Source organism: Colwellia sp. SU-HH01217, assembly GCF_057543495.1.
In genome coordinates, this window is the sequence record NZ_BAAJLX010000001.1 from 389165 (window position 1) to 415041 (window position 25877).

The 25877-nt window shown below is 37.6% G+C and carries 27 protein-coding genes and 1 pseudogene; 1 reads left to right on the top strand and 27 read right to left on the bottom strand.

Features of this window, described 5'->3' with window-relative positions; all coding sequences use genetic code 11:
- Positions 1 to 8: 8 nt before the first annotated feature.
- The 22 genes from rng to AC27G3_RS01770 all read right to left on the bottom strand — a co-directional run bounded on the left by rng (position 9) and on the right by AC27G3_RS01770 (position 22578).
- A complete protein-coding gene (rng, locus tag AC27G3_RS01665) occupies positions 9 to 1505 on the bottom strand; it encodes a ribonuclease G (protein WP_487118170.1) in 1497 nt (498 codons plus the stop codon).
- Between the two features lie 10 nt (positions 1506 to 1515).
- A complete protein-coding gene (locus tag AC27G3_RS01670; protein WP_487118172.1) occupies positions 1516 to 2121 on the bottom strand; it encodes a Maf family protein in 606 nt (201 codons plus the stop codon).
- Positions 2122 to 2168: 47 nt separating this feature from the next.
- Complete coding sequence (gene mreD, locus AC27G3_RS01675) at positions 2169 to 2648, bottom strand: rod shape-determining protein MreD (RefSeq protein WP_487118174.1); 480 nt, start codon at positions 2646 to 2648, stop codon at positions 2169 to 2171.
- Complete coding sequence (mreC, locus tag AC27G3_RS01680) at positions 2635 to 3525, bottom strand: rod shape-determining protein MreC (protein ID WP_487118176.1); 891 nt, start codon at positions 3523 to 3525, stop codon at positions 2635 to 2637. Before mreC ends, mreD begins: the two co-directional genes overlap by 14 nt.
- Positions 3526 to 3551: 26 nt before the next feature.
- Positions 3552 to 4595, bottom strand: coding sequence for a rod shape-determining protein (locus tag AC27G3_RS01685; RefSeq protein ID WP_487118178.1), 1044 nt, complete (start codon positions 4593 to 4595; stop codon positions 3552 to 3554).
- Positions 4596 to 4803: 208 nt separating this feature from the next.
- A complete protein-coding gene (locus AC27G3_RS01690) occupies positions 4804 to 8784 on the bottom strand; it encodes a DUF6701 domain-containing protein (RefSeq protein WP_487118180.1) in 3981 nt (1326 codons plus the stop codon).
- Positions 8784 to 9197: a pilus assembly PilX N-terminal domain-containing protein gene (locus AC27G3_RS01695; RefSeq protein ID WP_487118182.1), complete on the bottom strand. Its 414-nt coding sequence runs from the start codon at positions 9195 to 9197 to the stop codon at positions 8784 to 8786. The genes AC27G3_RS01690 and AC27G3_RS01695 overlap by 1 nt, the downstream gene beginning before the upstream one ends.
- Entirely contained in the window at positions 9187 to 9978 is a 792-nt protein-coding gene (locus AC27G3_RS01700; protein WP_487118184.1) for a PilW family protein, read from the bottom strand. Before AC27G3_RS01700 ends, AC27G3_RS01695 begins: the two co-directional genes overlap by 11 nt.
- A complete protein-coding gene (locus tag AC27G3_RS01705; RefSeq protein ID WP_487118186.1) occupies positions 9978 to 10502 on the bottom strand; it encodes a type IV pilus modification PilV family protein in 525 nt (174 codons plus the stop codon). Before AC27G3_RS01705 ends, AC27G3_RS01700 begins: the two co-directional genes overlap by 1 nt.
- Positions 10492 to 11019 (bottom strand): prepilin-type N-terminal cleavage/methylation domain-containing protein, encoded by a 528-nt coding sequence (locus AC27G3_RS01710; protein ID WP_487118187.1) that lies wholly within the window; start codon positions 11017 to 11019, stop codon positions 10492 to 10494. The genes AC27G3_RS01705 and AC27G3_RS01710 overlap by 11 nt, the downstream gene beginning before the upstream one ends.
- Positions 11020 to 11111: 92 nt before the next feature.
- On the bottom strand, positions 11112 to 11609 hold the full coding sequence (locus AC27G3_RS01715) for a type II secretion system protein (protein WP_487118189.1): 498 nt from the start codon (positions 11607 to 11609) through the stop codon (positions 11112 to 11114).
- 52 nt (positions 11610 to 11661) lie between these two features.
- Positions 11662 to 12252, bottom strand: a complete 591-nt coding sequence (locus AC27G3_RS01720) for a pilus assembly FimT family protein (protein WP_487118191.1) — start codon at positions 12250 to 12252, stop codon at positions 11662 to 11664.
- A gap of 167 nt (positions 12253 to 12419) precedes the next feature.
- Complete coding sequence (locus AC27G3_RS01725) at positions 12420 to 12905, bottom strand: hypothetical protein (RefSeq protein ID WP_487118192.1); 486 nt, start codon at positions 12903 to 12905, stop codon at positions 12420 to 12422.
- Between the two features lie 69 nt (positions 12906 to 12974).
- Positions 12975 to 14216, bottom strand: coding sequence for a type II secretion system F family protein (locus tag AC27G3_RS01730; protein WP_487118194.1), 1242 nt, complete (start codon positions 14214 to 14216; stop codon positions 12975 to 12977).
- Positions 14217 to 14220: 4 nt separating this feature from the next.
- Positions 14221 to 15951, bottom strand: coding sequence for a GspE/PulE family protein (locus tag AC27G3_RS01735; RefSeq protein ID WP_487118195.1), 1731 nt, complete (start codon positions 15949 to 15951; stop codon positions 14221 to 14223).
- 2 nt (positions 15952 to 15953) lie between these two features.
- Entirely contained in the window at positions 15954 to 17171 is a 1218-nt protein-coding gene (locus AC27G3_RS01740) for a tetratricopeptide repeat protein (RefSeq protein ID WP_487118197.1), read from the bottom strand.
- On the bottom strand, positions 17158 to 18084 hold the full coding sequence (locus tag AC27G3_RS01745; RefSeq protein WP_487118199.1) for an ExeA family protein: 927 nt from the start codon (positions 18082 to 18084) through the stop codon (positions 17158 to 17160). The genes AC27G3_RS01740 and AC27G3_RS01745 overlap by 14 nt, the downstream gene beginning before the upstream one ends.
- A gap of 35 nt (positions 18085 to 18119) precedes the next feature.
- Positions 18120 to 19853 carry a pilus (MSHA type) biogenesis protein MshL gene (gene mshL / locus AC27G3_RS01750; RefSeq protein ID WP_487118200.1) on the bottom strand — a complete coding sequence of 578 codons (1734 nt, stop codon included), beginning with the start codon at positions 19851 to 19853 and terminating at the stop codon, positions 18120 to 18122.
- Positions 19854 to 19895: 42 nt separating this feature from the next.
- Positions 19896 to 20273 (bottom strand): hypothetical protein, encoded by a 378-nt coding sequence (locus tag AC27G3_RS01755; protein ID WP_487118202.1) that lies wholly within the window; start codon positions 20271 to 20273, stop codon positions 19896 to 19898.
- A gap of 46 nt (positions 20274 to 20319) precedes the next feature.
- A complete protein-coding gene (locus AC27G3_RS01760; RefSeq protein WP_487118204.1) occupies positions 20320 to 21030 on the bottom strand; it encodes a hypothetical protein in 711 nt (236 codons plus the stop codon).
- Positions 21030 to 21632, bottom strand: a complete 603-nt coding sequence (locus tag AC27G3_RS01765; RefSeq protein ID WP_487118206.1) for a PilN domain-containing protein — start codon at positions 21630 to 21632, stop codon at positions 21030 to 21032. The genes AC27G3_RS01760 and AC27G3_RS01765 overlap by 1 nt, the downstream gene beginning before the upstream one ends.
- Complete coding sequence (locus AC27G3_RS01770; protein WP_487118208.1) at positions 21622 to 22578, bottom strand: MSHA biogenesis protein MshI; 957 nt, start codon at positions 22576 to 22578, stop codon at positions 21622 to 21624. Before AC27G3_RS01770 ends, AC27G3_RS01765 begins: the two co-directional genes overlap by 11 nt.
- 134 nt (positions 22579 to 22712) lie before the next feature.
- On the opposite strand from AC27G3_RS01770, the gene AC27G3_RS01775 reads away from it, so the two are divergent.
- The gene (locus AC27G3_RS01775) at positions 22713 to 23705 is read left to right on the top strand and encodes a 1-aminocyclopropane-1-carboxylate deaminase/D-cysteine desulfhydrase (protein ID WP_487118210.1); all 993 of its coding nucleotides are present in this window, start codon (positions 22713 to 22715) and stop codon (positions 23703 to 23705) included.
- A gap of 80 nt (positions 23706 to 23785) precedes the next feature.
- Here AC27G3_RS01775 and rplI read toward each other — a convergent pair whose 3' ends face one another.
- The 5 genes and pseudogenes from rplI to AC27G3_RS01800 form a co-directional block, all read right to left on the bottom strand.
- A complete protein-coding gene (rplI, locus tag AC27G3_RS01780; protein WP_487118212.1) occupies positions 23786 to 24238 on the bottom strand; it encodes a 50S ribosomal protein L9 in 453 nt (150 codons plus the stop codon).
- 18 nt (positions 24239 to 24256) lie between these two features.
- On the bottom strand, positions 24257 to 24484 hold the full coding sequence (gene rpsR / locus AC27G3_RS01785) for a 30S ribosomal protein S18 (RefSeq protein WP_487118214.1): 228 nt from the start codon (positions 24482 to 24484) through the stop codon (positions 24257 to 24259).
- 41 nt (positions 24485 to 24525) lie between these two features.
- Positions 24526 to 24834: a primosomal replication protein N gene (priB, locus tag AC27G3_RS01790; protein ID WP_487118216.1), complete on the bottom strand. Its 309-nt coding sequence runs from the start codon at positions 24832 to 24834 to the stop codon at positions 24526 to 24528.
- A 6-nt stretch (positions 24835 to 24840) separates the two neighbouring features.
- On the bottom strand, positions 24841 to 25278 hold the full coding sequence (gene rpsF / locus AC27G3_RS01795) for a 30S ribosomal protein S6 (protein WP_487118217.1): 438 nt from the start codon (positions 25276 to 25278) through the stop codon (positions 24841 to 24843).
- A gap of 273 nt (positions 25279 to 25551) precedes the next feature.
- A pseudogene (locus tag AC27G3_RS01800) lies at positions 25552 to 25836 on the bottom strand (efflux RND transporter permease subunit); the annotation flags it as partial.
- Positions 25837 to 25877: the final 41 nt, after the last annotated feature.

Here is a 25877-nt window from a genome sequence, read left to right on the forward strand (position 1 = left end):
AACAGCGATTACATCATCACGACATCAAACTGTTCTTGATTATACATAGGCTCTGTTTGCACTTTAATTGACTTACCTATAAAAACTTCCACCTCCGCAAGGCTATGGTATTCATCATTAACTAAAAACTCACTCACAGCAGTAGAAGCATAAACAATAAACTTATCAGCATCATATGCCCGATTAACCCGCACAATTTCCCTTAGTATTTCAAAGCAAATAGTGTCTACAGTTTTCAAATACCCTCGACCAGTACACATAGGACATTCACTACACAATACATGCTCAAGAGATTCTCTGGTGCGTTTTCGCGTCATTTCAACTAAACCTAGCGCTGAAAATCCATGAATACTATATTTTACGTTATCTTTAGACATTGCCATATCAAGACTACTTAAGACTCTACGTTTATGATCAGCATCGTGCATATCAATAAAGTCGACAATTATAATCCCGCCTAAATTACGTAACCGTAATTGTCTTGCTATCGCTTGTGTAGCTTCAATATTAGTACTAAAAATTGTGTCTTCTAAATTGCGATGTCCAACAAAAGCTCCTGTATTAATATCGATAGTTGTCATTGCTTCTGTTTGGTCAAAAATCAAATAACCGCCTGATTTTAGATCAATTTTACGATGAAGTGAGCGTTGGATTTCCGCTTCAGTATCAAAGGAATCAAAGATCGGCCGCTCACCTGGGTAGTACTCAACTTTATCGCTAAGCTCAGGCATAAACTCTTGAACAAATTCCATAACTAAGTCGTAACTAAGCTTAGAATCAATTCTAACTCCTTCGAGTGATCCGCCAACAGAGTCTCTTATAATTCTCAAAGCAAGTGATAAATCTTGGTAAAGAGGGATTTTGGTTTGTTTCCTCTTTTTGCGCTCCACGACTTTACGCCAGACTTTACGCAAAAATTCAGCGTCATGCTTGAGCTCTACTTCACAAGCTCCTTCTGCAGCAGTACGCACTATAAAGCCATGTTCATCATCACAAAATGGACTAATAATACTTTTTAATCGTTTTTTTTCTTTAACGTCTTCTATACGTTGCGAAATACCTGCGCGACTGGTAAACGGCATTAAGACTAAATACCTGGCAGCAATAGTTATATCTGTAGTTAATCTAGCGCCTTTTGTACCTAATGGATCTTTAACCACTTGCACCATTAAATACTGACCTTCATGCACTAAAGTTCGGATGTCAGGCACAGCATCGGTTGAATTATTTTTACTTGATGCGTCTTTACTCGCTTTTTTATCGTCACCAATAATTAGTTCAGAATTAATATCCGAGGCATGTAAAAAAGCAGCCTTGTCTAAATTTATGTCAACAAATGCAGCTTGCATGCCCGGTAGCACTCGAATCACTTTTCCAAGATATATGTTACCGACTAAACCTCGTTTAGCTTCGCGTTCAATATGTACTTCTTGTAGCAACCCATTTTCTATTAAAGCAACTCGTGTCTCACTGGGGGTGACATTAATTAATAATTCGCCTTTCATTTTAATAGACCTACTTAACGTTATCGCATTGTTGAATTGCTGTATAAAGCCCAAAACGAGCAAGTAATTGAGCCGTTTCAAATAAGGGAAGTCCAACAACAGCGTAATAACTGCCCTCTATTCTACTGACAAATTGTCCACCAATGCCTTGAATTCCATAAGCGCCTGCTTTGTCTTGGGGCTCGCCCGTTTGCCAATAGGCGGTTATTTCATTTGGCGTTAGTGCTTTAAAATAAACATCAGTTGTAATTACTTCACTGACAACACATCCCTGATAAGATAAAGCGATTGCTGTATGTACTTGATGTTGTTTATCGGATAAGCGGGTAAGTATAACGTGGCAATCCGCTAAATCTGTCGGTTTTGCTAATATATTACCGTCTATAACCACACAAGTATCAGCACCTAAAACAACATTTTCAGCCGAATTATCTAACGTATTAGCAATAACTTGAGCTTTTTCCTTTGCCATTCGCTCAACATAAACTAAAGGCAATTCGTCGCTAAAAACAGACTCATCTATATCAGCGCTTTGACAGGTAAATTGGTAGCCTAATTGAGTTAACAGCTCTTTACGACGTGGCGATTGTGAAGCTAATATCAATTTTTTTTGCATAACGGCTCAGAAATAATTAAATAAAAATGGAAATAACAAATTGACTGTTACTTAATGCGAAAGTGTCTTCTTACTCTGCGCAATAATAAAAATGCCCAAGGCCACAAAATAATCGTGGTAAATACTGGGTATAAATAGCTAGGCAAAAAAACGACATCAGATAAAAAGTGTTGTAACCAAAAAATAATTAAATGGTATAAAGCTGCCGACACACCGATAATCATAGCTTGTTGCCACAATGAAAAATTTCGCACTTTCTGAAAGTTAACCACAATAATATAAACAGAAAGCGCCATTGCCGCCGCATGAATACCTAAGGTTGAACCTAACAAAACATCTAAAATAAACCCCATAACCCATGCTGTTATCACATTAATTTTAGTAGGTAGTGCCAAGCTCCAATACAACAAGACGACTAATACCCAATCGGGTCTAAATGCATCTAAACTAATAGGCATAGGCATTATGGTCGCTAGCAAAGCAACCAATAAAGTCAATAAAATAATAATACCGTTATTCGCTAGCACTTAATTTTTCCTTAGGCGCTGAATCATCTTTCTTTTTAGGTGCAAACACTTCTGTGGTTTTTTCTGGCCATAATAATAATAAATAGCGTAAACGATCAATTTTTGCGACAGGGTGACTATAAACTTGCGCAAAAGGTCGAGATAAATCTTTTGAGACTATCGTGACGTTAGAGACAGGATAACCTTCTGGATATTTCCCTCCTAATCCAGAAGTAACCAGTAAATCACCACTGCGTATATCTGCACTATGAGGAACATGGTTATGGTTAAGTCTGTCTATTTGCCCTGCACCATTGGCCACCAATCGAATACCATTGCGTACCACTCGTACTGGCACGGCATGGGTGACATCGGTAATTAAAATAACTCTGCTGGTGGTAGTGCCTACATGCAGTATTTGACCAACAATACCTTGTTCATCAAGCACTGGTTGTCCTTCATAAACACCATCATTAGCACCTCTGTTAATCACAATTTGATGAGTATAGGGATCGCTATCAACTGATAAAATTTCGGCAACCATTTTCTTCACTTCAGAACGTAATGGCGAGGCAAGTAATAAACGTAAACGTTCGTTTTCAAGTTTCAAAATATTTAATTGCATTAGCTGTTCATGCAATCTTAGTTCATTCACTTTATAGGCTTCATTTTCATCCATAAGATGCCGCCTAGTAACAATATTTTCTGACGCCCAGGTCATTAACTGTTTAGGCGTATTGGCCATATATTGCAAGGGGCTAACTAATGACTGCAACGAACCTCGAATGCCTTCAAAGCTGCCCACTTTATGATCGAAGAAAATTAAGGCCCCAGAAAATATCAACACCAAGATAAGTCGATGTTCTGAAGACGGGCCTTCTTTAAAGATAGGATTCATGATGAATTACGCTTAAATCAACAGCATTATTCGTAAGAGAATAAGTCGCCACCGTGCATATCAATCATTTCAAGGGCTTTACCACCACCACGAGCAACACAAGTTAAAGGATCATCAGCGACTACAACAGGAATACCAGTTTCTTCCATTAATAAACGATCAAGATCTTTTAATAATGCACCACCACCGGTTAATACCATGCCTCGCTCAGAAATATCTGAAGCAAGCTCTGGAGGTGATTGCTCTAAAGCGACCATAATTGCACTAACAATTCCCGTTAATGGCTCTTGTAACGCTTCTAAAATCTCATTGCTATTAAGCGTGAAACTACGAGGAACACCTTCCGCTAAATTACGACCGCGCACTTCAATTTCTATTAACTCTTCACCTGGGTATGCCGAACCAATTTCGTGTTTAATACGTTCTGCTGTGGCTTCGCCAATTAAACTACCAAAATTACGGCGTACGTAATTAATAATCGCTTCATCGAATTTGTCGCCACCAATACGAACTGACGAGGAATAAACCACACCATTTAAAGAAATAATACCGACTTCTGTAGTACCGCCACCAATATCAACAACCATAGAGCCTGTAGCTTCAGATACCGGCATTCCAGCACCAATTGCTGCAGCCATAGGTTCGTCAATTAAATAAACTTCACGCGAACCTGCCCCCATCGCTGATTCACGTATAGCACGTCGCTCAACTTGAGTAGAACCACAAGGTACACAAACTAAAACACGAGGGCTTGGGCGTAAGAAATTATTACTGTGTACTTGCTTAATAAAATGCTGCAACATTTTTTCTGTAACAAAGAAGTTAGCAATTACACCATCTTTCATCGGGCGGATAGCTTCAATATTCCCTGGTGTACGGCCTAACATCGCTTTAGCAGCAACACCAACGGCAGCCACACTTTTAGAACCTCCGGCTCTATCTTGACGAATGGCTACAACTGAAGGTTCGTTAAGTACAATACCTTGGTCTTTTACATAAATCAGGGTGTTAGCTGTGCCCAAATCGATTGATAAATCATTGGAAAACATGCCGCGTATTTTTTTAAACATGAGGATGAAACGTCCTTAAAAGTCGCAGGTTCACAAAAGAAACAAATTATTTTTGTTAGATCGAACAATCATACCCCAGAGTAAGGGAATTGTGTTGCTTCTTTTTAAATTAATAGTAAAAAAATTGGCAAAATTATTGTTTGAAGTGAATTTGACGTAAAGTCGGGGGGAATTTGCCTTATTCACAGGAAAAAATCCTCTTTAAAAACTATTTTTCTCGCCAATAAATAATCCGATCGTTGCCGCGGTATCGGCCAAAGGTAACAACCGATGACGGATTTTCAGTAAACGGGCCTTCTAATAACAAACCGTTGGTATTACTCCAATCAAACTTTAGCCACGGTGGAACTTCATATTCGACGGCTAAAGCACCTTGTTTGGTTATACCTGGCGCTGAAAAAACAAACTCATTATATCGGCCATGAATAAAACTACTGACTTCGGTACTAGCATCTGTATCGACCTTCTCTAAATTATCCAAATTGTCTAAATCAAAGAGTCTGTAATTAAAGGTAGCTAATCCCCCACTGCGAACATTACCTATTATTTTTTTAGCGGTTATTGATGGAATAATACAACTTTCATCAGGGTTTATTTCAAAATCACTGCCATTAAATTGCTCAATAAAATGATTCATTTTCACTTCATGAGTTTCAGGGCCGTAAGCATTACTCATTACCCAACGGCCAAAGCGTATTTGACTTTCTGTTAGACTTAGCTTTTTAGCATCGCAATCGGCTGTCCCAATACAATCATTTTGTGTTTGTGCATTCATATCTAAATCTAATAATGTAGATAAATCAGGATCAACCACTTTAATACCAATAAAAAGGTTATTATAAGGCCCGTCTGCGGTGGTATCTTTGGTAAACATACCTAAATCTTCATCTGGAAATATGTCTTCCTCACTCACATAAACACCATGAGTCCAAGCACCGTCAAAATCGATTAATCTTGATGACAAGTCTACTGAATTGTTATTTTCAGCCACTAAACTTACGGTTGAAAAAATAAAATCTGTATCATAATTTTGAGTTATCGCATGACTGCTATTTCGCGCCTCTATTTTATACGTTAATTTTAATTTAGGCTCGTCCATATAAGTGAAGCTGTTGCACGCATTTTCGACAGTCGACATTTCGAGGGTAAAATGATCTGGGTAGAATCGACCGACATTGGTTATTTTTCCTAGGATATTGCCTGCCGTTAAGTAATCACTGTCTTGTAAGCCAGCACTAAGCGCAATAATGCCGACTTCTGAAAAAGTATAAGTATTGTTTACACTGCTATTACTAAAACTATTATATGTTTGAGTTAATAAGCCCAATGTAGCGGAGTTAGGCAAAACCATACTAGGCGAGACTATAAGTTTCTCGCTAGCCAAATTTTCAGCCTTATTACTTGGTGAGTTATTTAGTGAATTAATTACGTTGAAATCAGCATCGTTCGGTACTCCATCGTTGTCAGTATCTAAACCTGATTTCCACTGCATAGCCGTTGCCGTCATAACAAAGTTTTCACCTGCTTTTCTAAATTTTGTACCTAAATGATTAGCAGCAGAATAGCCCTCACTTGGCTGATAAGTATTAGCATCAAAATCTAATTTAAAAGCGAAAGGCCTTTCGACAAAAGCATTAGACTGACCAGTAAAATTAAGTTGAGAAACATTGCCTTGATCGTCTGTTACATCAATTATTTTTTTAGCATTTAACCTTAATCGACCAGCATTAGGGTAGTTAATAGAGAAGTTTGCGATTGAATTTGCACTAAACCTTAAATTAGTTGCGCTATTAGTTTGGTTAATATTATGGGCAACATTATTGTTCGTTAATACTATAGGTTGGCTGCATATTCCTATTTCGCAATCGTACGAAAGATCAACATCAACATCAGTGTTTGCAGGGAACGCACCAACACAAGCATTCGATAAGTCGCTTTTCTTGACCGCTTGTAAAAATAAATTAGTTTGATTGAAGCCTTGATCAGAAGGTTTACCAGATATTTGCGTGGGTATCGTGCCAAAAACAAACCCGGTATCACTAAAATCCACATTACATGGTTTTCCGGCTGTTTGGGTACATTCATAAGCTTGATCTAAGCTAAGAGTGGCAATTCCAGCATTGGTATACGAGTAATTAATATTCACACTGCCGTTAGTTACCGCAACATTTTGGTTTAAATTACCATTAATTAATAGGTTAACATTAAAGTTATTCATTGCTAACCTACTACATGTATTGTCGGCGCAAGCTTTAATAACAATATTGTCAGGTTGGCAAGTTAGGCCTTGTTGATCGAGCGTATCAATTTCAAAATGATCAAGCATTACAGTACAAGGTCTAGTTTCGTTATAGACATTAAGAACCTGAGCCGCATTCAACTCTTTTTTATATATCTTTAATTCATCTAATTTTCCATTAAAATACCTTCCTGCAAATCCTTGATCCTGACCTATTTGCAAAGGGTCATTATTTAAAATTAAATTGCCCGTAAAACTACGCGATACCCTTTCTACACCATCAACATAAATGACCTGTCTGCCGCTTCTATAAGTAACAGCAACATGATGCCACTGACCTGGTGTAATTACTCCTCCGGGTGTTGCAAATGAATTACTACTGAACCACCAAAATATTCCGCCTGAAGAATTCACATGAAATTCATAGTTTTCATCTTTAGACATTATTGATTTCAAACCAGAGTTTGGCAAACTATCAATATTAATCCAAATGGCAATTGTTAATTCTTTTTCAAGATCTAATAATGGATTGTCAGCAATTTGCACATAATCGTCGACCCCATCAAAGGTGCCATACGCGCAAGTACCAGGAGTGCCTGGAATTGCAGAATTAAGAGACGATGTATTGGCTCCATTAAACGCTCGGCCATTCAAATTCCCTTCAAGATCAATAACCTCCCCTGGAGTACCTGACCAAGATGGCTCGTCCATCGAATAGTGAACAACCCCCTCACAAATTGGTGCAACTCTACTACTGCCATCATAATTATTTTTAGACTGTTGATTATTGTATATATCAATAATTTCAGTATTGGTAAGTGCACCATCAAAGACCATAAATTCATCTAATGGTGATCTAAAGCTTTGAGCATTACTCCCTGAAACACCATCATAAGAAGTGCCGATATATTTAAGTGTTCCAGAGGGTAATAAATTAATGGTGTCTTTTAATTGACCATCGATAAAAAGTTTCGTTTGACCATTACTGTAAACTAAGACTAAATGATGCCAATTATTATCTAACGAATTAAAAGAGTAGCTTCCATTAATAGAGGCTGCTGGGGAAACACTATATACCCCCCACCGCCAACCATTATTACGGTCGATATACATTAGATCACCACCTGAAGCCATAGAGCCTAAGATGAAATAACGATTACCACTGGTTGCAGTTGGTTTTTTAAACCAAGTAGATACACTAAAAGTAGTAGGAAGTGGGATGCTCGTTTCGATATGATGATTAGGATCGCTTAACTCAGCCGCTCGTTCGATTTGACCTAAATCAGTCGTATCGAGATTACCAAAGCTTGATGCTGGATAGTTACCTGTTTCATCAATAACTTCAAACGTATTGCCGATATATTCACATTCATCAAAATGATAATCAGCTAAAATTGTAGCAGGAGGTAGAGGCGGCTCACACATGCCATTAAAATCAGCGTTTCTAATGTAATCTTCATCATAATTAACATTAAAGTTGGTCGCACTGCCAAGTGTGGTAATAGCGCCAGTTAAATCAGGAGTATCATATACAGCCGTTGCACCTTTCACATAAATAATTGCATTAATTACCGTATTATTACCCAAAATCCTAAGATTACTATCAATAACAATGATTAAATCTTCAGGGTTACCAAATTCATTAATCTTTACGTTTCGCCAATCTACGTTTCCTTTGATATACAATCTTGCTGTTTTTTCAGAGGGGGTTACAGGGCCTATAGCAATACTTTGACCATCTATATTTGAATAACCATAGAAATTATTACCACGAGGTAAGTTAATATTACCTGGTAATATTGAATTAGCATTATTAGTAGGAAAATTGATTAACTGATCTGTAATAGGGGGAACCGTCCTGCCTGCAGGAAACACCGATAAACACTCTGCTGCATACACACTCTGTAAAGATAAGCCCAAGAAAACTAACATCATACGAAGAAGTTGCATTATAAACTCCTCGCCTGTATTTCAACTGTTCTAGAGGTGTAGTTACCATTATCTAATTCACAAGTGCCCGTGCTTTTAAATCGAAGATAGTTAACACCGTCAAAACTGAATGACGGTTCGCAAACAACACTAAACCGACAGTTTTTTAAACCATCGCTAAGCAACACTTTATCGATAACATCATTGCACACATTGGGAGGCTCTGTTGCTGATGTTTTTAAAGGGAATATTTGTCTCAGTTGATACTCGGCTCCTGAATTAGCTGCGGCAAATGCGCGCGTACCGACTACTTGATAAGCAATAGTGGTAGCACTTGAACTTAACACTCTACTAACCGCTGTTGCTAGTAGCAAAACAACAATGATAATAAATATTGCCATCACTAAGGCACTGCCGTTTTGTTTAGGGAACATTTCTCACCTGCACTTCATTAAAAAAATGAACGGTTTCCTGATTTTGAAAAAACTGCAGCTCAATCGTTACTAAAGAATTTCTAACTAATGTAGCAGGATTAACTATAAATGAAGTGCCAGTAGGATCAATACCTTGCGCCATTAAGGATTGGCTACCTGCTAGGATATCACTTTGATAACCGTAATTAGAATAACGATATAATTCACTTCCTTCAACACAATAAGCAACGGGTTGATTAACTAAAAATAAACGTTGCGTAGGAGAGTCATCTGCAAAGGTATTAGCGCTTGCTAAATTTAGCGTCCATTCATTTCCAGCGGTATTCAGTGTTTGAGGGGAAGCAAGTGCATAACGTTTACTGCTCGCATTTCCATAAATCTCATTACTATTTAGCGGGTATACGACAATATGCTGCGATGCATTAAATAAACTTTCATCGAATTTTACTACGGTGATTGTATTGGCATCAGGCTCAGGAGAAACAGGAATATCGGTATAAACGGTACTTACGGCAATAGGCATATATTCAAGGCACGTTGCACTGCCAACAGTTAATGTCTGTACACTATTTGGTACTGCTGAGCGAATTTCCCGGTTTAGCCGTTCAACAGAAAACCGAGCACTGGCAATTAATTCATCTCGGCTGGTTACATCCACATAAATTTGACTAGAAAATTTAATAATACTGCCGACACCTGCTGCAACAATACCAAGCAACATGATAACGGTTACTAGTTCAACTAAAGTAAAACCTCTTGCTTTTAATTTACATGTTCTCATTAGTAATTTGCCTTATACGTGGCAAACGTTATCGGGTTTTCTGAGGAGTCTTTGATGGTGATGGTAATCAATTTAGCGGTTTTATTATCTCCTGTGCAGCTGCCATCAAAGTTACTATCGTTACATACGCTAATATTAACTTTGAAATTTTTATAGATATTACTTAAGGATAAATCAGCTTCGGTAATACCGTTATAGTCATCAACATCATTAAACGCTGCGACATTTCCTTCGCCATCATTGCCAATATTGCTACAGCTTGGCTGGGGACTGTCAAACTCACCACACCTGTCCTTGCCACCGGCCATATCTGAATTTTCATCAAAGGCTTTAGCCGTTATTTCATTCATTAAAGACTGACCTAATTCGGCCGCCCTTATTTGATGAATTTGTTGGGCACTTTGATCAGCTGATGGCAATAATAAACTAGTAATAATTGACAATGAAAGCGTCAAAGCAACGATGCCAACAATCACTTCAATTAATGTAAAACCCGAAGACGACGCATCATTTTTAAATTGCATGAATATAGCCCTCTTGTTCAATACGAACCTTTAGGTTAGATTCGCCTTTAATAACAATATCAATATACGGGCCAGAGCAATTACAGTTGGTAAATCGCCCTAGATCATCAAATTCAAAATATAAGCCGAAGCCACCAACGAGGAACGAGACATCATTATGACTCACGACAACAGAAGTATTGCTGTCGCTATTACTATTCCAACTGCTACTAAAGCTTGGTGGCGAAGGTGGTGAATTACCGTTACATACGCCGATATCTGGGCGGCCTAATTGCTTCGCTTTGATTAACACTTGATAGCAACTGCCATCAGTATTTTGCATCGCTCTTAGCTGAATTGCGCGTAAAACAGAAATAACTTCAGCGCGGTAAGTGTGCTCTTCAAAACCAGAGGAATTAAAAAACTTAGGAAGTACAGTAACAGAAATAATGCCGATAATGATGATAACAATCACCATTTCTAAGAGGGTAAAGCCTGTATTTTTTTTAAATAGCCCTTTAGAGATAAAGTTTGCCATGAAAGCTCGCCATTTAATAAGACAAAAATCGTAATAGCCCTAAAACTATTACGACTCTAGTTTGTATTGTCTACCAAAATAAAACAGTATTATTATTTACATTCATTAGATTTGATTTCAGGTAAAGTTATCACTAATGGAGTTCCTGCTGCTGATGCTTCCGTATAATAAGCGATACAATCATCAGTAATTGCTGTAGGTGTAGTAGCTCCTTTTTGATAAACAACGTAAGATTTAGCTATAACAACTGTGTCAAAAGCATCTTCATCAAGATCTAAAAGTATGTCAAAGTTAGCTACAGTAGCTTCAGGGTAACCATAAACAATATTTGCTGCTACACCAGTAGAAATGTTAATTGTGCCTGTTGCATTATTCTCAGTACTATCAATTAGCGATTTACTGTGCGTTAATGCTGAGGCGCTTTGCATCGACGCTTTAACTGCTTGTAACGTCGCTGAACGTGCATCATCTTGTAAATTGATAAACTTAGGCGCAGCTGTTGCCGCTAAAATACCTAGAATAACGATAACTACAACGAGTTCGATTAAGGTAAAGCCTTTTTGGGCGTTATTTATATTTAGTTTTTTCATATTTTACTACCTACTTTTATTGAAATTGATATTTCTGTTAAAACGTAAACGATTAATTATTAATATAAACAATTACTGAACTACTTGCCGGTTGATAGGTAAAGTTATTACCAGCTGCGGGTGTATTTTCTGCTACACCTGGTGACACATAATCACCATTATTATCTTTAGGCAGTGTAGATTTTAAATAATAATGACAAACAGGATCATTCGCTACTGCTTCAGTGCTAACAAAGTAATCACTATCATCAGTTATCACTGTGCTAATAGTTGGCGGCTGTTGTAAAATATTTGTCCAAACTTCAGCGCAATTAACATTATTAATTGAAGCAATGGTAGTTAACCCTAAAGCATAACCAGGTCTAATGCCATTAGCCGCATCTTCACTAGTTAATGATAGATTAGTGCCATCGTAATTAACAAAATTATTATTAGCAGCATCGCGAGGCCTTGCTTCAGCTTCCCATTGAGCCCGCGCTAAAGAAATTGCAGTGGCAAACCCACCAGCCATCCCTTCAATATTTGCTTGTTCAGCTTGTTCCGTTAAATCAAGAAATTTAGGGATTGCTGTCACCGCTAAAATACCAATAATAACGACAACAATAACCATCTCGATTAGTGTAAAGCCAGATTGTTTTCTCATATCTACCCCATTTTCACTTAAACAATAAGTAGCTACCATGCTGCCAATGTACATTACTTATATTTTTCTATTAATTTAATTCTAACAACAGTTTAGCAGACAAGCTAGCACTAGCATCAACCGATTACTAATTTTTACACAAATATCGAGCACTTCTTTCTTAAATTTTATTTCACTACTTTGCCAGTTAAACGGTAGTATTCAAAATATTGTCCGCTATCAATGCTGTAACGACACACGCGCCCTTGCTGTTCATTTAAATTTATTTCAACTGCTGAAACAGGCGATTTCATAAACTCCATCGGTATATCAAGCGCTAGCTGCCATATTTTTTGACAAGCTAAACGCTCAGAGTCTTCGTTTATATCAAGCCAGCCATTACGATTAACTGTAACAGATTCTTTTTCTGAACTCCCCATTATTGATAATAGAACAGTTTTAGGTTTTTTTTCCATTAACCATTGGCTACGAACAACATTGGCTTTACTTAAAAAGTTATCAGCCAAGCGCTCAAAACCAGCTTGACTGATATGATTTTGCTGGCTGATAAAGTGCTGAATAAAAATAGTGATTAATAAAGAAAATAACACAATAACAACAATTAATTCTGCCATTGAGCGTTCTCGTTTCTTTACTCTTGCTGTTACAGACATAACCAATTAACCACTTGTGTACTCACTTTTTTAACCTGTGTTTGCATGCGCTTTTATGTATTTATTTAACTATTTTCCCTGCATAGCAGATGCCATGTCCCACATTGGCGTAAATATACCTAACGCTAAAATTAGCACCATACCGGCGACAACCATTAATAATAAAGGCTCAATTTTTGCGGTTAATGTTGATAAGTCATAATCAACTTCACGTTCGTAATAATCGCCTACTTCTTCTAGTAGCTCATCAACTTTCCCTGATTCTTCACCTACAGCAACCATTTGTAAAACAAGCGGTGTAAATAATTGACTATTTAGCGAAGTTCTAAGAAGACTTTCTCCACTTTCAATTCCTGTTCTCATGGTTAATATTTTTTCACGCATATATAAGTTATCCACCGCGTCGGCAACTAAACTCAAACCAGAAGTCATCGGCACCCCTGCACGTAGCACAATAGCGAAACTATGCGTAAAACGGGATAATATTGAACGTTCAATAATACTTCCCACAATGGGTAATTTTAATTTGCGCTTGTCCCAACGATACTTCCCAGGTTCTGTTTTTAAATACGAACGTAAACCAAAAAAGACAAATAAACTGCCTAATAAGAGGTGGGGCCAATAATTAAGGAAAAAATCAGAGCTACCAATCAATACTCTTGTTGCAAAGGGTAAATCTGAGCCTAATTTGGCAAACATATTGGCAAACGTAGGAATAACAAATATATTCAAAATAACCATAGCAACAATAATGGCTGCAATCACAAAACTAGGATAGCGCATGGCCGCTTTTATTCTTTTTCTGGTTTCTTGTTCACGCTCAAAGTATGTTGCGAGTTTAAGAAAAGAACCATCGAGTTGCCCAGTATTTTCTCCTACATGGACAATGGAGACAAATAATGGCGAAAATATTTTAGGGTGTTGATTAAGGGCAGAAGAAAGCGCATGTCCTCCTTCTAATTGCGTACCAACTTCAGCTAACGCTTGCTTGAGCTTTTCTCCTGAACTCGACTCCGCCAAACCATTAATCGCTCGTAAAATTGGCACACCTGCGCGCATTAATGCATACATCTGGCGACATAGAATAATTAAATCATCAAGCTTAACTGCATCAAATCCCAGTAAATCGGCAATATTGATATTATTAGCATCAAAACCACTTTGCTCGTTATCACTAACAGCTTCTAGTTTGATGACAATAATTTGCTGTTGGGCTAACTGTTCTGCCGCTAAATTAATGTTCGCACTGTCCAACGAGCCATTGACTTGAGCGCCACTTGAGTTTCTGCCTTGATAATTAAATTTTGCCATAGGGTTAACCTAGCTCACTATTACCGTCAACATCAACGGTTTCAACTAAGCGTAAAACTTCCTCAACAGTCGTCGTGCCGTTAGCAGCATAATCAAAAGCAGCTCGTGCTAACGGTTTAAATTGAGGATGCGCTTTAGCCTGTTGGGTAAAGGCTTCTGTGTCGTCTCTTTTTAAAGCGGCCATCATAGGTTCATTCATTTCTAACAACTCAAATACACCAATTCGTCCCCGATAACCTGTATATTGACAAGATTGACAGCCTTTACCGTGTTTAAATGCAATAGCATCAACATTGCTACCAATAAGGTGGGATAACCATAATTTTTCTTGTTCGTTAGGTTGATAATCAGTATCGCAATGTTCACAAATACGTCTCACTAAACGCTGCGCTACTATCGCTCTTAAAGAACTACCAACTAAAAAGCCAGCAGCGCCCATATCAAGTAAACGTAAGGCACTGGTTATTGCATCATTAGTATGGAGTGTGGATAACACTAAATGCCCCGTTAATGCGCCTCGTAAACCTATTTCAACGGTTTCGTGATCACGCATCTCACCCACCATTAAAATATCAGGATCTTGACGTAAAGCTGTACGTAAAACACTTGAAAAAGTTAAATTTATTTTGCTATTAACTTGTACTTGGTTAATGCGCGGTAAACGGTATTCAACCGGGTCTTCAACCGTGATTATTTTTTTACTGGATTTATTTAACTCACTAAGTGCGGCATACAATGTGGTTGTTTTACCACTACCTGTAGGTCCGGTAACCAATACCATGCCATGAGGCCTAGTAATTTGGTGACGTAATCGCTTAATAATATCTTCGGGCATCCCGGTTTCATCAAATGATAAAATACCGGCAGACTGGTCGAGTAACCGCATAACCACCGACTCACCGTACTGTACTGGCATAGTCGACATACGCACATCAATACTATGGCCTTTAATTTGTAAATTAAAACGCCCGTCTTGAGGTAAACGCTTTTCAGAAATATCTAAACCAGCCATTAACTTTAAACGCAAGGCCATGGCCGATGAAATTTTGTTTTCTTTTAAAATACTCTCTTGTAGAACGCCATCAATACGTTGACGAATACGTAATTGATTTTCATCTGGTTCTATATGAATATCAGACGCTCGCATTTGCACGGCATCTTCAAACACCGATTGCAATAGTTTACCAACGGTAGCATCGCCACCTTCGTCCATAAAAGTTGCGCTTAAATTAAAATCACTACTTTCTGAATATTCTTCTTCTAACTGGCTGGCAAAAGATTCAATATCTGCGGTTCGTCGATACAAACCGTCAAATGCTTCGTAAAGTTGAGACTCCATGACTATGGCGAGTTTCACTTTTTTAGGTGACAACATAACTTCGAGTTGATCTAAGCCGCTTAAATCAGCAGGATCGCTCATGCCAATTAAAACACTTTGTCCTTGATCTTCAATCACTAAAGCTCTTAATCGACGCGCATGAACTTCAGGTAACAAACTTGCAATTTCGGTAGGAATTCTCACTTGCCCAAGATCTAAAAAAGGCACGTCGAGTTGTTGCGCTAAAAATTCAAGTAATTGCCTTTCGCTAATATAACCTAGCTCGATTAGGGCATCACCAAGCTTTCGACCCGAAACTTTTTGGCTGTTTAACGCCTGCATTAATTGATCATTACTAATAATATGTTCGTGAACCAATAAATCACCAAGGCGCATTTTTAACTTTGGTGCTGCCATTATTATTCTCCCAATTCTTGTAAGCGATTTATTGCAAAAGCGCGTGCACTACTTGATAAATCGCTTTTACTTAATGCCGCGGTATAGTTTGTACTTGCCAGTTGAAATTGGCTATTACTGTCGTAAGCAATTGCCAAACCTAACCACCCTCGCCCTATTTCTGGCTGTGCAACGGTAAGCCTTTGATAAGCACTAATCGCATAGGCAAATTGTTTACTGGCTTGCGCCTGTGTCGCCAACATAGACTGATACCGATTATCTTTTAATGTCGCTATATTCGGTAATGATTGCAACACTTGAAATGCAGGTAAATGCAGGTTTTGTTTAATAAATATTTGCGCTTGTAATATACGTAGTTCTTTATCTGAAGGGTCGAGCCGGATCCCTTGAGCCAATAAATTAATTGCGCTTTGATAGGATTGACGACCAAACCACAAAGCAGCCAATTGTTTACGTGCATCTTTTTCACTGGGTAATACTAATAAAACATCTTCAAATAACTTTTCTGCTTTGCCAATATCATTATTTGCAACCGCTTCTTTTGCCCGGCGCATTTTTTGTGCTGCTAAAACTTCGGGGGTTAATTGTTTCCGAGAAATAACCATACTTGAAGAAGTGTTTTGATTGGATTTATTCGCTGTTGGTAAATCTGATATTGAATCGTTTATTGGTTTACTCTTCGTTAAAGCAGTAACTTTCACCGAAGCATTATGCTTAGTACCATTCTGCGGCGTTTCTTTAATGTTAGCAGTAGTCTCACCTTTTATTTCAACAGCAGATGTTGGCAGAGAGCTTTCTTCCACATAACTATGTTGAACAACTTTTTCAGCTTGAATTATACGTTCTCTGGGTTCGTCATCAACACTAGGCTTAGGCGGCTTCTCTTGTGAAAAATTAGTTGTCGGTGCTAAGTTTTCACTACGAATATTTTCATTATTTTGACTAATAGTCACTTTCTCTTGTGTAGGCGTTTTTGATATAGATGCCGGCGTAGCTTGACTAGAAAGTGCTATTTTTTGATTTTTAAGACGCTGATTTTCACCTTGTAATTGCCACAAATACACCGCCAATAAAGTCAATACAATGGTGATAACAATCAAGGTAATATTTTTATAAGAAGCGTTGTTCGTGTTAACAGGTACAATAACCTTATCGTTTGGCAAAGAGTGCTCATCTTGACGCTTCTCTAAATCTTTTAACATTTGATTAATAACGCTCAAACCACTGCTCCAAAGAAAGATCAAAACCAAAGTAAATAGCTAATGCAATGAATATCATACTAAAAAAAGCAAACGTTAAAGGCATACTGCTACCATAAGACTCTTTAGTATCCTCAGTATCTTCAATGGCAGTTTTTAAATGCTTATGTGTTATCTCAAAGTGCCCTTGACCATAAGCAAGCATCATCATTTTATGACATAACACATTAATCAATCTTGGAATACCTTTACTCACTTTAGTCAATTTTCGGGTAATTGTAGGAGAAAATAGTGTGGCGCCTTTATAACCAGCCACTTGCAATCTGTGCTGAATATAATGATGCACTTCAATGGCAGTTAGCGGTCTTAACTGATAAGAAAAAGTAATACGCTGCCTTAATTGTCTGAATTGTTTCTCAGCTAAACGTTGATCGAGCTCAGGCTGAGAAAATAGTACCACTTGTAATAATTTTCTGGTTTCTGTTTCTAAATTAGTAAACAACCTTAACGCTTCTAGGCTTTCCTCAGGTAACGCCTGAGCTTCATCTAAAATCAATACAACTGAATGCCCTTTACTATGTAATGCTAATAACCGTTCTTGAATACGTTGCGTTAATAATTGAGTAGACATTCTTTGTGCTTGTTTAACCCCTAACTCTACAGCAACCGCTCGCCTTAGTTCATCAGGTTTTAAGTAAGGGTTAGGGATATAGGCGGTCACAAAATGTTCAGGGATCTCATTAAGCAATTTACGGCATAATAAGGTTTTTCCTGTACCAACCTCACCAATTACTTTGATAAACCCCTCACCGGTTTTAAGAGCAGTAAGTAATACAGCTAAAGCTTCGTTATGCGACTCTAGTCCTAAATAAAAGTTTGTATTTGGCGTTAAGGTAAATGGTAGCTCCCTTAAACCGAAATGATACAAATACATAACTTAATTACCCAATACCATGTTAAATACAGTGGTTAATGACCATTATTTACCGCATTATCGTTAGAGGGCTCACCAAAGCTGTCATCTTCTGGGAACCAATCTTTAAGTAATTGGCGAGCATCATGTAATTGACTCTTCCATGTATCTTGCCCGACAACAACAGGCTTTAACATGATCACTAACTCAGTTTTCCGCATTGTCTGGCTTTTACTTCTAAATAGCTCACCAAGAAATGGAATATCGCCAAGTAATGGAGTTTTTGAATCAAGATCAATGTTGCGAGTTTCAATTAAACCACCAATAACAACAATTTCTCCTGATTTTGCTTTAATAATGGTATCTGACTCACGCACACTACTTTGCGCAAGAGGCAAGATGATGGTGTCACTGCCTAGTTGAATGGTTTTATTTTGCTCGTCGGTAACGGTAACTGAAGGGTGTACATGTAAAATAACGGCCCCGTTTGGATCTATTTGCGGCGTAACATCTAACGCAATACCCGAGAAAAATGGAGTTAATTGAATCTCTGGTGTTGTGGTTGTTGATGTACCTGTGGTGGTTGTACTTGCAACATCGGTAACAAAGTATTCATCTTCCCCAACTTTAATGACCGCCTTTTGGTTATTCGTTACAGTAATTCTTGGGCTTGATAATACCTGAACATTACCTTGGGTTTCTAATAGATTAATAACCCCGCTAAAATCTTTATTTGCAAAAGATATTGCTGTGGTGCCACCTAATAATGATGAAACAGCATTTCCTGCAATTTGTCCTGCTGTAGAGAAAGAAATATCGGTACTGCCAACATGACCTAACACTTTGTCCCACTTAACCCCTTGTTGATAATCATCGTTAAGGGTAACTTCCATTATTTTTGCTTCAATAATCACCTGACGTCTTAAATGTGACTGAGTGTCATGAATAAACTTTTTAACGGCCTTTATCTCTTGTGGTAGCGCACGAACGGTAACTAAACCGGCTTGTGGCGAAACTATTACTCGGCGCCCTTTATCTTTACCAACTAATGCTTCGAGCGTCTCTTTTAATTCTTTCCAAAAATCAGACTCATTGTTGGTTTGAATATTAATGCCATTACTGTTGTTTTGATTATTTTGGTTATTCTGGTTGTTACCGTTATTGTTATTGTTATTACTGTTGTTGTTATAATTACCATTATTAAAATTATTGTTGTTCGAATTGTTGCCATTGTTATTATTTGGATCGTTATCAGAAACACCACCAGAATTAATACTGGTGGTAGAGTTACCAAAACGTTTAATAAATAAATAATTTAATGCGATAGTTTCTGTACGCATACCCGCTGGGTACACTTGAATAACTTTGTTTTGTCTATTGATTTGATAACCATAAAGCTCTTCAACCACACTTAACGCTTCATCAATAGTCACTTCTTTTAAGTTTAGCGTTATCAAGCCATCCACTTCAGGATGTACAGCAATGCTGTAAGGTGAATCTTCAACTATTGCAGCAAAAAAGTCTTTAGCTGCAACATTGTTAGCCGCTATCTCTAGTCTTTTTTCAGCTAACAAGCCTTGTTTTGCTTCAGAAAAACTTTGCTGCCTCAATTCTTGCTGAATATCATCTGGCACATAAGATAAAGCTTTAGGCGAACTTAACGCTTGGGTATCCACAATAGCTTCATCTAATGATTTTTTCATATTATCAGGAGATTTAGGCGCTGTTTGACAACCAGCAAACATTACCAAACAAGAGCTAAGTACAAGGCTAATTTTTATTTTTTTCATTAAATAGATACCAAATTTTATGCTTTATTTATTTTATTAATATTACTGTTGGCTTTTAACCACATCGGCAAAAATAGACAACTTTACGCGTTTTTCTGATGAACGTAACACGACACTGTTATCGTTTACTGCAACTAAGGTGTATTCGCCAATCGTGTCATTAACTTTAAGTGGCTTACCATTAATTATGGCAGTATGCATGCTCCCACCATTACTGCCATGAAAAATACTTTCTAATACTAATTTTTTTCCTAAATTTACTGCTTTAGATTGCTTTGAGCCTGATAAAGGCTTAGTGGGATCTACCCCGTTATTACTTGCAGTAGCGTTAAAGCTATTAAATAACAAACAGCTGCTTAGCACTAGCAAGCACTGGCTACTTTTATTGTTCCATAGCTTTTTTACTAAACTTTTAAACACTAGGTTACGCCTTACTCTAATAAAAACAATTAAACTGCCAACAGTACTAAATACCGATAAACTCTGGTTCAGTACTTAAGCTATAAATTTCAACTTCTAATTCACTTAATGGGTAATCCACTAATTGATATTGAAAATTTTGCCAGAAAAATGTCCAAGATAAATTTTCTAACTGCGCTAAATAATCACGTAAGTGAAAGTATTGCCCTGTCAGCTTTAACTTAATGCTATGACGATATAAACCTAATGAAACTGTGTTTTCGTCAGCTTTAGCATTATTGTTTAACAAAGGCTCACTTTTATCACTTTCCTTAGTGCCTTTATTGTTCATTAATAGTGGGACAACTGGCATTACCTCAAATGAAACTAAGGTAACGCCTTTTTGTAAATTTAATAACTCAAGCAATGCGTACCGCATTTGAATAGGATCAATTAAACCAGACGTTAATTTTAATAGTGCGGCATCAACACCGACTAATTTTTTTTCATACTGCGAAATTTGTTTGGCTATCACTAAATTAGGATCTTTTTTCAACGCTTCTTTGAGTATAGCGATAGAAGCGTCTGACGTTTGATTTTCTGAAGTTAATTGCGCAACTTGCTGATTTTGTTTTTCAATTAAATTAAGGTTTCCCTCTATAAAAAAGGTATAAACAACCATAATAAAAACAACAAGTCCCGAGATTAAAATCAAATATTGTTCGCGGGGAGACAGTGCGACATATTTTTGAGCATAGCTTTGCCATTGTTGCTTCATTACTTATTCACCTCGCTTGTAGTTGTACTTACTACAAAGTCAGTAAAATTACTGTCATTTTCACTCATTTTAAAGTGACTAAAGACTTTGCCTGACAATACCGTTGAAGACTCAAATAGTGCAAGCCAAGCTGGCACTGCTTCGGGGGTTCTTGCCATTCCTGAGAGTGTCATATCGTTATGTTCAATCATCACCTTAGTTAAACTAATGTTAGCGCTATGCATATTAGACAAGTCATTCATCGCCTTGGCAAAACCCGCTACGTAGGTGCTATTAGAATTAGTTAACTCTTGATGCAGCGCTTGTTTATTTTTTATCAGTAATTTCAGTGTACTTAGCTGAGCGACTAATTGACTATCCGCTTGATTTTGACGAACCTTTACCTCTAACTCTGCTAATTCACTATTTTTTATTGCCTGGTTACCTTGCAAAAGTTGCACTGTTGAAGCTTGCGATGTCGCGTAGTATTGACTAACAAAAGCAACTAACAATAAAATAGCGAGCGTTGTCAGCCAAATTATTACCACTCTTTTTAGCGTCAGCAATGCCTCTTTAGGAAATAAATCAGCTTGTAATAAATTAATGCTATTTTTATTCATCATAGCATTTCTCCATTTTGCTTAATTGAGTTGCCCCAAATGCAGCCGCATATTGCCTTTGTTGCACATTGTCCACAGGCAATGACATTAAATGTACTGGAATATGAGTATTAGCCGCTAATTTTTCGACTAATAGTAACTCATTATCCATGGGAACAATCACTTGAATATCTTTAATAGGCGACTGCTTTAATTGGCGCTCAAAGTAATCAGTGGAGCGCTGAATCTCTAAACTTAAGCTATCGACAGTGCCTAAAGCTAATTGTTGTTCACTTTGCTGGGCGATTTGAGCAAACCCTCTTAAACGACGATGAAAATACAATTTGCCTTGTTTGACAATCATCAAAACTATTTCTTCATTAGGTTGCTGACAAACTAATAACACAGCTTCATCTTGCACGGTTACTAAACTGGCAAAAGCAAATTCTTCGGTGCTGATCATTTTAATCTGTAAATCGTTTTTGGCTGCTGTATTTACTAGGCCTGCTAGAAAAGATTTTGAAGCACAAACCACATTCAGTTTAGTTGCGCCACCAGCAAGGGTTGGCCCATCAAAATAGTCGACAATCATGTCATCTACATTTATCGACACTAAATCTTTAACTTGCCACTTTAATGCCGCAACGATTTCTGCATCTGGTACATTAGGTTTATCTATTTGAACAATTTGATAATGAGACGAAGGAATTATAACCTGGCATTGCCCAGTTATTTCTTGTGAAGTGATTAAGTGATTAAGTGTGTCGGCTACTGCATTTATTGCAACATCTGGTTGGCCGTTTTGGCTTAAATTAACCGACAGCGGTTTATTTAAGAAATTCACTTTTTCACTATCAGCCTTATCTGGCATTACACAAAGAGAAATTGCTGTTTGACCGATAGAAACACCTGATAGATGTTTAGATTCTGATTTAGAAAATAGCTGTGATAGTGCAGTAATTAATGACATTTATCAGTATATTTCGTTATTATTAGGTTAAAGTCGCTATTAAAAAAGCCCTTAAAACCATTATCCCGAATTAACGTCTAGGCGCAAGCCTTTTTTCAGTTAATCCATTGCCTAACCAAGTAAAATGCTTATTTATGTCGTCACATACATCGCAATTAACATCACAGCTACAAAGTATTGAACATGAGCTTTTTAAGCGTCACAAAGTTAACGTTATGATCAAACGCGATGATACGATTCATCCCATTATTTCAGGTAATAAATGGCGTAAACTAAAATACAATATAACACATGCCAAACAAACCGGTAAAAAAGGCATCATTAGCTTTGGTGGCGCTTACTCTAACCATATTCATGCACTAGCCTTTGCTTGTTATCAAGCCGGTTTACCTTGCATTGGCATTATTCGAGGAGAAGCTCACTATGCGAACAACTTTACCTTAAGCTGGGCACAACATTGGCAAATGCGTTTAACATTTGTCAACAGGGCAACCTATCGGCAAAGATCGAACAAAACATACCTTGAGCAATTACAACAACAATACCCTGAGTATTTAATTATTCCTGAAGGCGGCAGTAATCACTTTGCTATTGAAGGCGTTGGCGAAGTGATAGATGAACTGAATCAACAAACTCAATTTGACACATTACTGACTCCAGTAGGCAGTGGCGGTACATTAGCAGGGCTTATCAATGGCGATAAAGGACAGCATGAATTGTTAGGTATTGCGGTTTTAAAGCAAAGTAGTCCTAAAAGAGAAGAATCTGATACAACAACAGGTTACTTAACCAACGAAGTGACGTCTTTACTACCTGCTTGTGCTAGAAAGTATAACAATTGGCAAGTACTTTCTGACTATCACAGAGGCGGTTATGCAAAATTTAATGACCATGACTGTCAACGAATATTAACTTTTAGCCAACACTGTGGAATTGATTTTGAGCCAGTGTATTCTGGAAAAATGGTATTAGCTTTATTGGATTTAATCGAGGCTGGATATTTTCCTGAAAACCATCGTATTGTTATGCTGCACACAGGAGGGTTACAAGGGTTAGGAGGGCTATTAGAGCGAAATGTGCTCAGTAATATTCATTGGCGATATCCGAGACAAGTGCCAAAAAAATAAAACCGCAACTTCGTTAAAAGTTACGGTTTTATTGAATAATGGATAAAGTGCTTGTTAACAAGTCAACTTTAAGTCATTACTTATGCTTCAGCGATAACAACCACTTTGATGCTAGTATCAACATCGTGATGTAAATGAATAGCAATATCAAATTCACCTGTTTCGCGGATAGTACCTAATGGTAAACGTACTTCAGCTTTCGCAATTTCAACGCCAGCTTCAGTGATCGCGTCAGCGATATCACGAGTACCAATTGAACCGAATAATTTACCTTCGTCACCAGCTTTTGATGCGATTGTAACTTCAGCCAATTCAACTACTTTAGCTGCACGAGCTTCAGCAACTTTTAATACTTCAGCTAAGTTTTTCTCAATGTCAGCACGACGTGCTTCAAAGTGTTCAACATTAGCATCTGATGCAAATACTGCTTTACCTTGTGGTAATAAGTAGTTACGAGCATAACCAGATTTAACTGATACCTTGTCACCAAGGCCGCCTAATTTGGCGATTTTATCTAGAAGAATTACTTCCATTTGAAACCCCTTATTAGCTTACTTATGTAAGTCAGTATATGGTAACAATGCCATGTAGCGAGCGCGCTTGATAGCACGACCTAATTGGCGTTGATATTTAGCAGCAGTACCAGTGATACGGCTAGGAACGATTTTACCACTTTCAGTGATGTAGTTTTTAAGTGTAGCAATATCTTTATAATCGATAGAGGTAGCACCTTCCGCTGTGAAGCGGCAGAACTTACGACGTCTAAAAAAACGAGACATAAATTTCTCCAAAGTAGGTGATTACTAAATCAGTAACCGCCTTAATTAATTAATTCAATCGTCTGAGCATGCAACACTAGTAACGGATTTCCGTTTCTAGATTCATGACGGTTAATAAAACCAGTCACTTTAATTTTACAGCCCGCAATTAAATCACGAGTTAAGTTTTGTGAAAGCTTGCCGGTAGACACCACTTGTATTCTGACAAAAGCTTGTCGATTCATGCCAGCTTCATTTTGTATGGACTTATGATCCATAGAAAACTGACAATGAACAATACCTGCGGGGCTAGTTGAAATTTTTGGTGTTTTAACGACCTCACCAACTAATACCAAACAATTCTCTAACAAGATGGCCTATTCTTCGCTAGCAGTTTCTTCGCTAACTGTTTCAGCTGACGCTTCTTCAGTTGCAACTTCTTCTGTTTGCTCGGCTACATCTTTCTTCACTTCGCGGCGTTCTTCACGACGGTCATCTTTAGCAGCAGCCATTGGCGATGCTTCAGTTACCGCAGTTTTAGTACGCATAATCATATTACGAATAATTACTTCGTTATAACGGAAAGACGTTTCTAGTTCATCAATAGCAGCTTGAGGCGCTTCAATGTTCATAAGAACATAATGTGCTTTGTGCAATTTATTGATTGGGTATGCTAATTGACGACGTCCCCAGTCTTCTAGACGGTGGATTTTGCCTTCAGCAGCGGTGATGATATCAGTATAACGCTGAATCATACCAGTTACTTGTTCACTCTGATCAGGGTGAACCATAAATACGATTTCGTAATGACGCATTACGAGCTCCTTACGGTTGTAGCCTCATAGACTGGCTCAGCCCAACACCAGTTGAGACAAGGAACAAAAATATGTTCAGGCTGAATTAAGGACGCGTATTGTAGGGAAATTAATCAGTTAATGCAAGAAATTTTATCGAGGATAACGAAGGGTTTTTTCAGCAATTGTTCTTACCGAAAACCCCCTTCAAATGGCGCTAAATCACTTAGCTTAACTAATGTTACTTTGCTGCTTTTAACGATACAAAAGTAAGCAAAGCGCTATAAGCTACTATTACCTAAGCTTTTCTTTAACTCCTTCAACTAACATATAGTTAACAGGAATTAATAATAAAGTAATAAAGGTCGCAAATAAAATGCCAAAACCTAACGACACAGCCATGGGGATTAAAAATTGAGCTTGTGTTGATTTTTCAAACAATAACGGCATTAATCCGATAAAGGTTGTTAAACTTGTTAACATTACCGGTCTAAAACGAGAAGCGCCTGCAATTAATATCGCATTCATTAAATCACCTGTTTCTAAACGTTTTTTGTAACGGTCAACAACCATAAAAAAACCGTTTTTCTTACGAAAAACGGTTTTGTTTTAACTTACTT

Bases quoted from the DNA above. Each gene is read 5' to 3' on its own strand.
- rng (WP_487118170.1), bottom strand. From the start codon at position 1,505: ATGAAAGGCGAATTATTAATTAATGTCACCCCCAGTGAGACACGAGTT.
- AC27G3_RS01670 (WP_487118172.1), bottom strand. From the start codon at position 2,121: ATGCAAAAAAAATTGATATTAGCTTCACAATCGCCACGTCGTAAAGAG.
- mreC (WP_487118176.1), bottom strand. From the start codon at position 3,525: ATGAATCCTATCTTTAAAGAAGGCCCGTCTTCAGAACATCGACTTATC.
- AC27G3_RS01685 (WP_487118178.1), bottom strand. From the start codon at position 4,595: ATGTTTAAAAAAATACGCGGCATGTTTTCCAATGATTTATCAATCGAT.
- AC27G3_RS01690 (WP_487118180.1), bottom strand. From the start codon at position 8,784: ATGCAACTTCTTCGTATGATGTTAGTTTTCTTGGGCTTATCTTTACAG.
- AC27G3_RS01695 (WP_487118182.1), bottom strand. From the start codon at position 9,197: ATGTTCCCTAAACAAAACGGCAGTGCCTTAGTGATGGCAATATTTATT.
- AC27G3_RS01700 (WP_487118184.1), bottom strand. From the start codon at position 9,978: ATGAGAACATGTAAATTAAAAGCAAGAGGTTTTACTTTAGTTGAACTA.
- AC27G3_RS01705 (WP_487118186.1), bottom strand. From the start codon at position 10,502: ATGCAATTTAAAAATGATGCGTCGTCTTCGGGTTTTACATTAATTGAA.
- AC27G3_RS01710 (WP_487118187.1), bottom strand. From the start codon at position 11,019: ATGGCAAACTTTATCTCTAAAGGGCTATTTAAAAAAAATACAGGCTTT.
- AC27G3_RS01715 (WP_487118189.1), bottom strand. From the start codon at position 11,609: ATGAAAAAACTAAATATAAATAACGCCCAAAAAGGCTTTACCTTAATC.
- AC27G3_RS01720 (WP_487118191.1), bottom strand. From the start codon at position 12,252: ATGAGAAAACAATCTGGCTTTACACTAATCGAGATGGTTATTGTTGTC.
- AC27G3_RS01725 (WP_487118192.1), bottom strand. From the start codon at position 12,905: ATGTCTGTAACAGCAAGAGTAAAGAAACGAGAACGCTCAATGGCAGAA.
- AC27G3_RS01730 (WP_487118194.1), bottom strand. From the start codon at position 14,216: ATGGCAAAATTTAATTATCAAGGCAGAAACTCAAGTGGCGCTCAAGTC.
- AC27G3_RS01735 (WP_487118195.1), bottom strand. From the start codon at position 15,951: ATGGCAGCACCAAAGTTAAAAATGCGCCTTGGTGATTTATTGGTTCAC.
- AC27G3_RS01745 (WP_487118199.1), bottom strand. From the start codon at position 18,084: ATGTATTTGTATCATTTCGGTTTAAGGGAGCTACCATTTACCTTAACG.
- mshL (WP_487118200.1), bottom strand. From the start codon at position 19,853: ATGAAAAAAATAAAAATTAGCCTTGTACTTAGCTCTTGTTTGGTAATG.
- AC27G3_RS01760 (WP_487118204.1), bottom strand. From the start codon at position 21,030: ATGAAGCAACAATGGCAAAGCTATGCTCAAAAATATGTCGCACTGTCT.
- AC27G3_RS01765 (WP_487118206.1), bottom strand. From the start codon at position 21,632: ATGATGAATAAAAATAGCATTAATTTATTACAAGCTGATTTATTTCCT.
- AC27G3_RS01770 (WP_487118208.1), bottom strand. From the start codon at position 22,578: ATGTCATTAATTACTGCACTATCACAGCTATTTTCTAAATCAGAATCT.
- AC27G3_RS01775 (WP_487118210.1), top strand. From the start codon at position 22,713: ATGTCGTCACATACATCGCAATTAACATCACAGCTACAAAGTATTGAA.
- rplI (WP_487118212.1), bottom strand. From the start codon at position 24,238: ATGGAAGTAATTCTTCTAGATAAAATCGCCAAATTAGGCGGCCTTGGT.
- rpsR (WP_487118214.1), bottom strand. From the start codon at position 24,484: ATGTCTCGTTTTTTTAGACGTCGTAAGTTCTGCCGCTTCACAGCGGAA.
- rpsF (WP_487118217.1), bottom strand. From the start codon at position 25,278: ATGCGTCATTACGAAATCGTATTTATGGTTCACCCTGATCAGAGTGAA.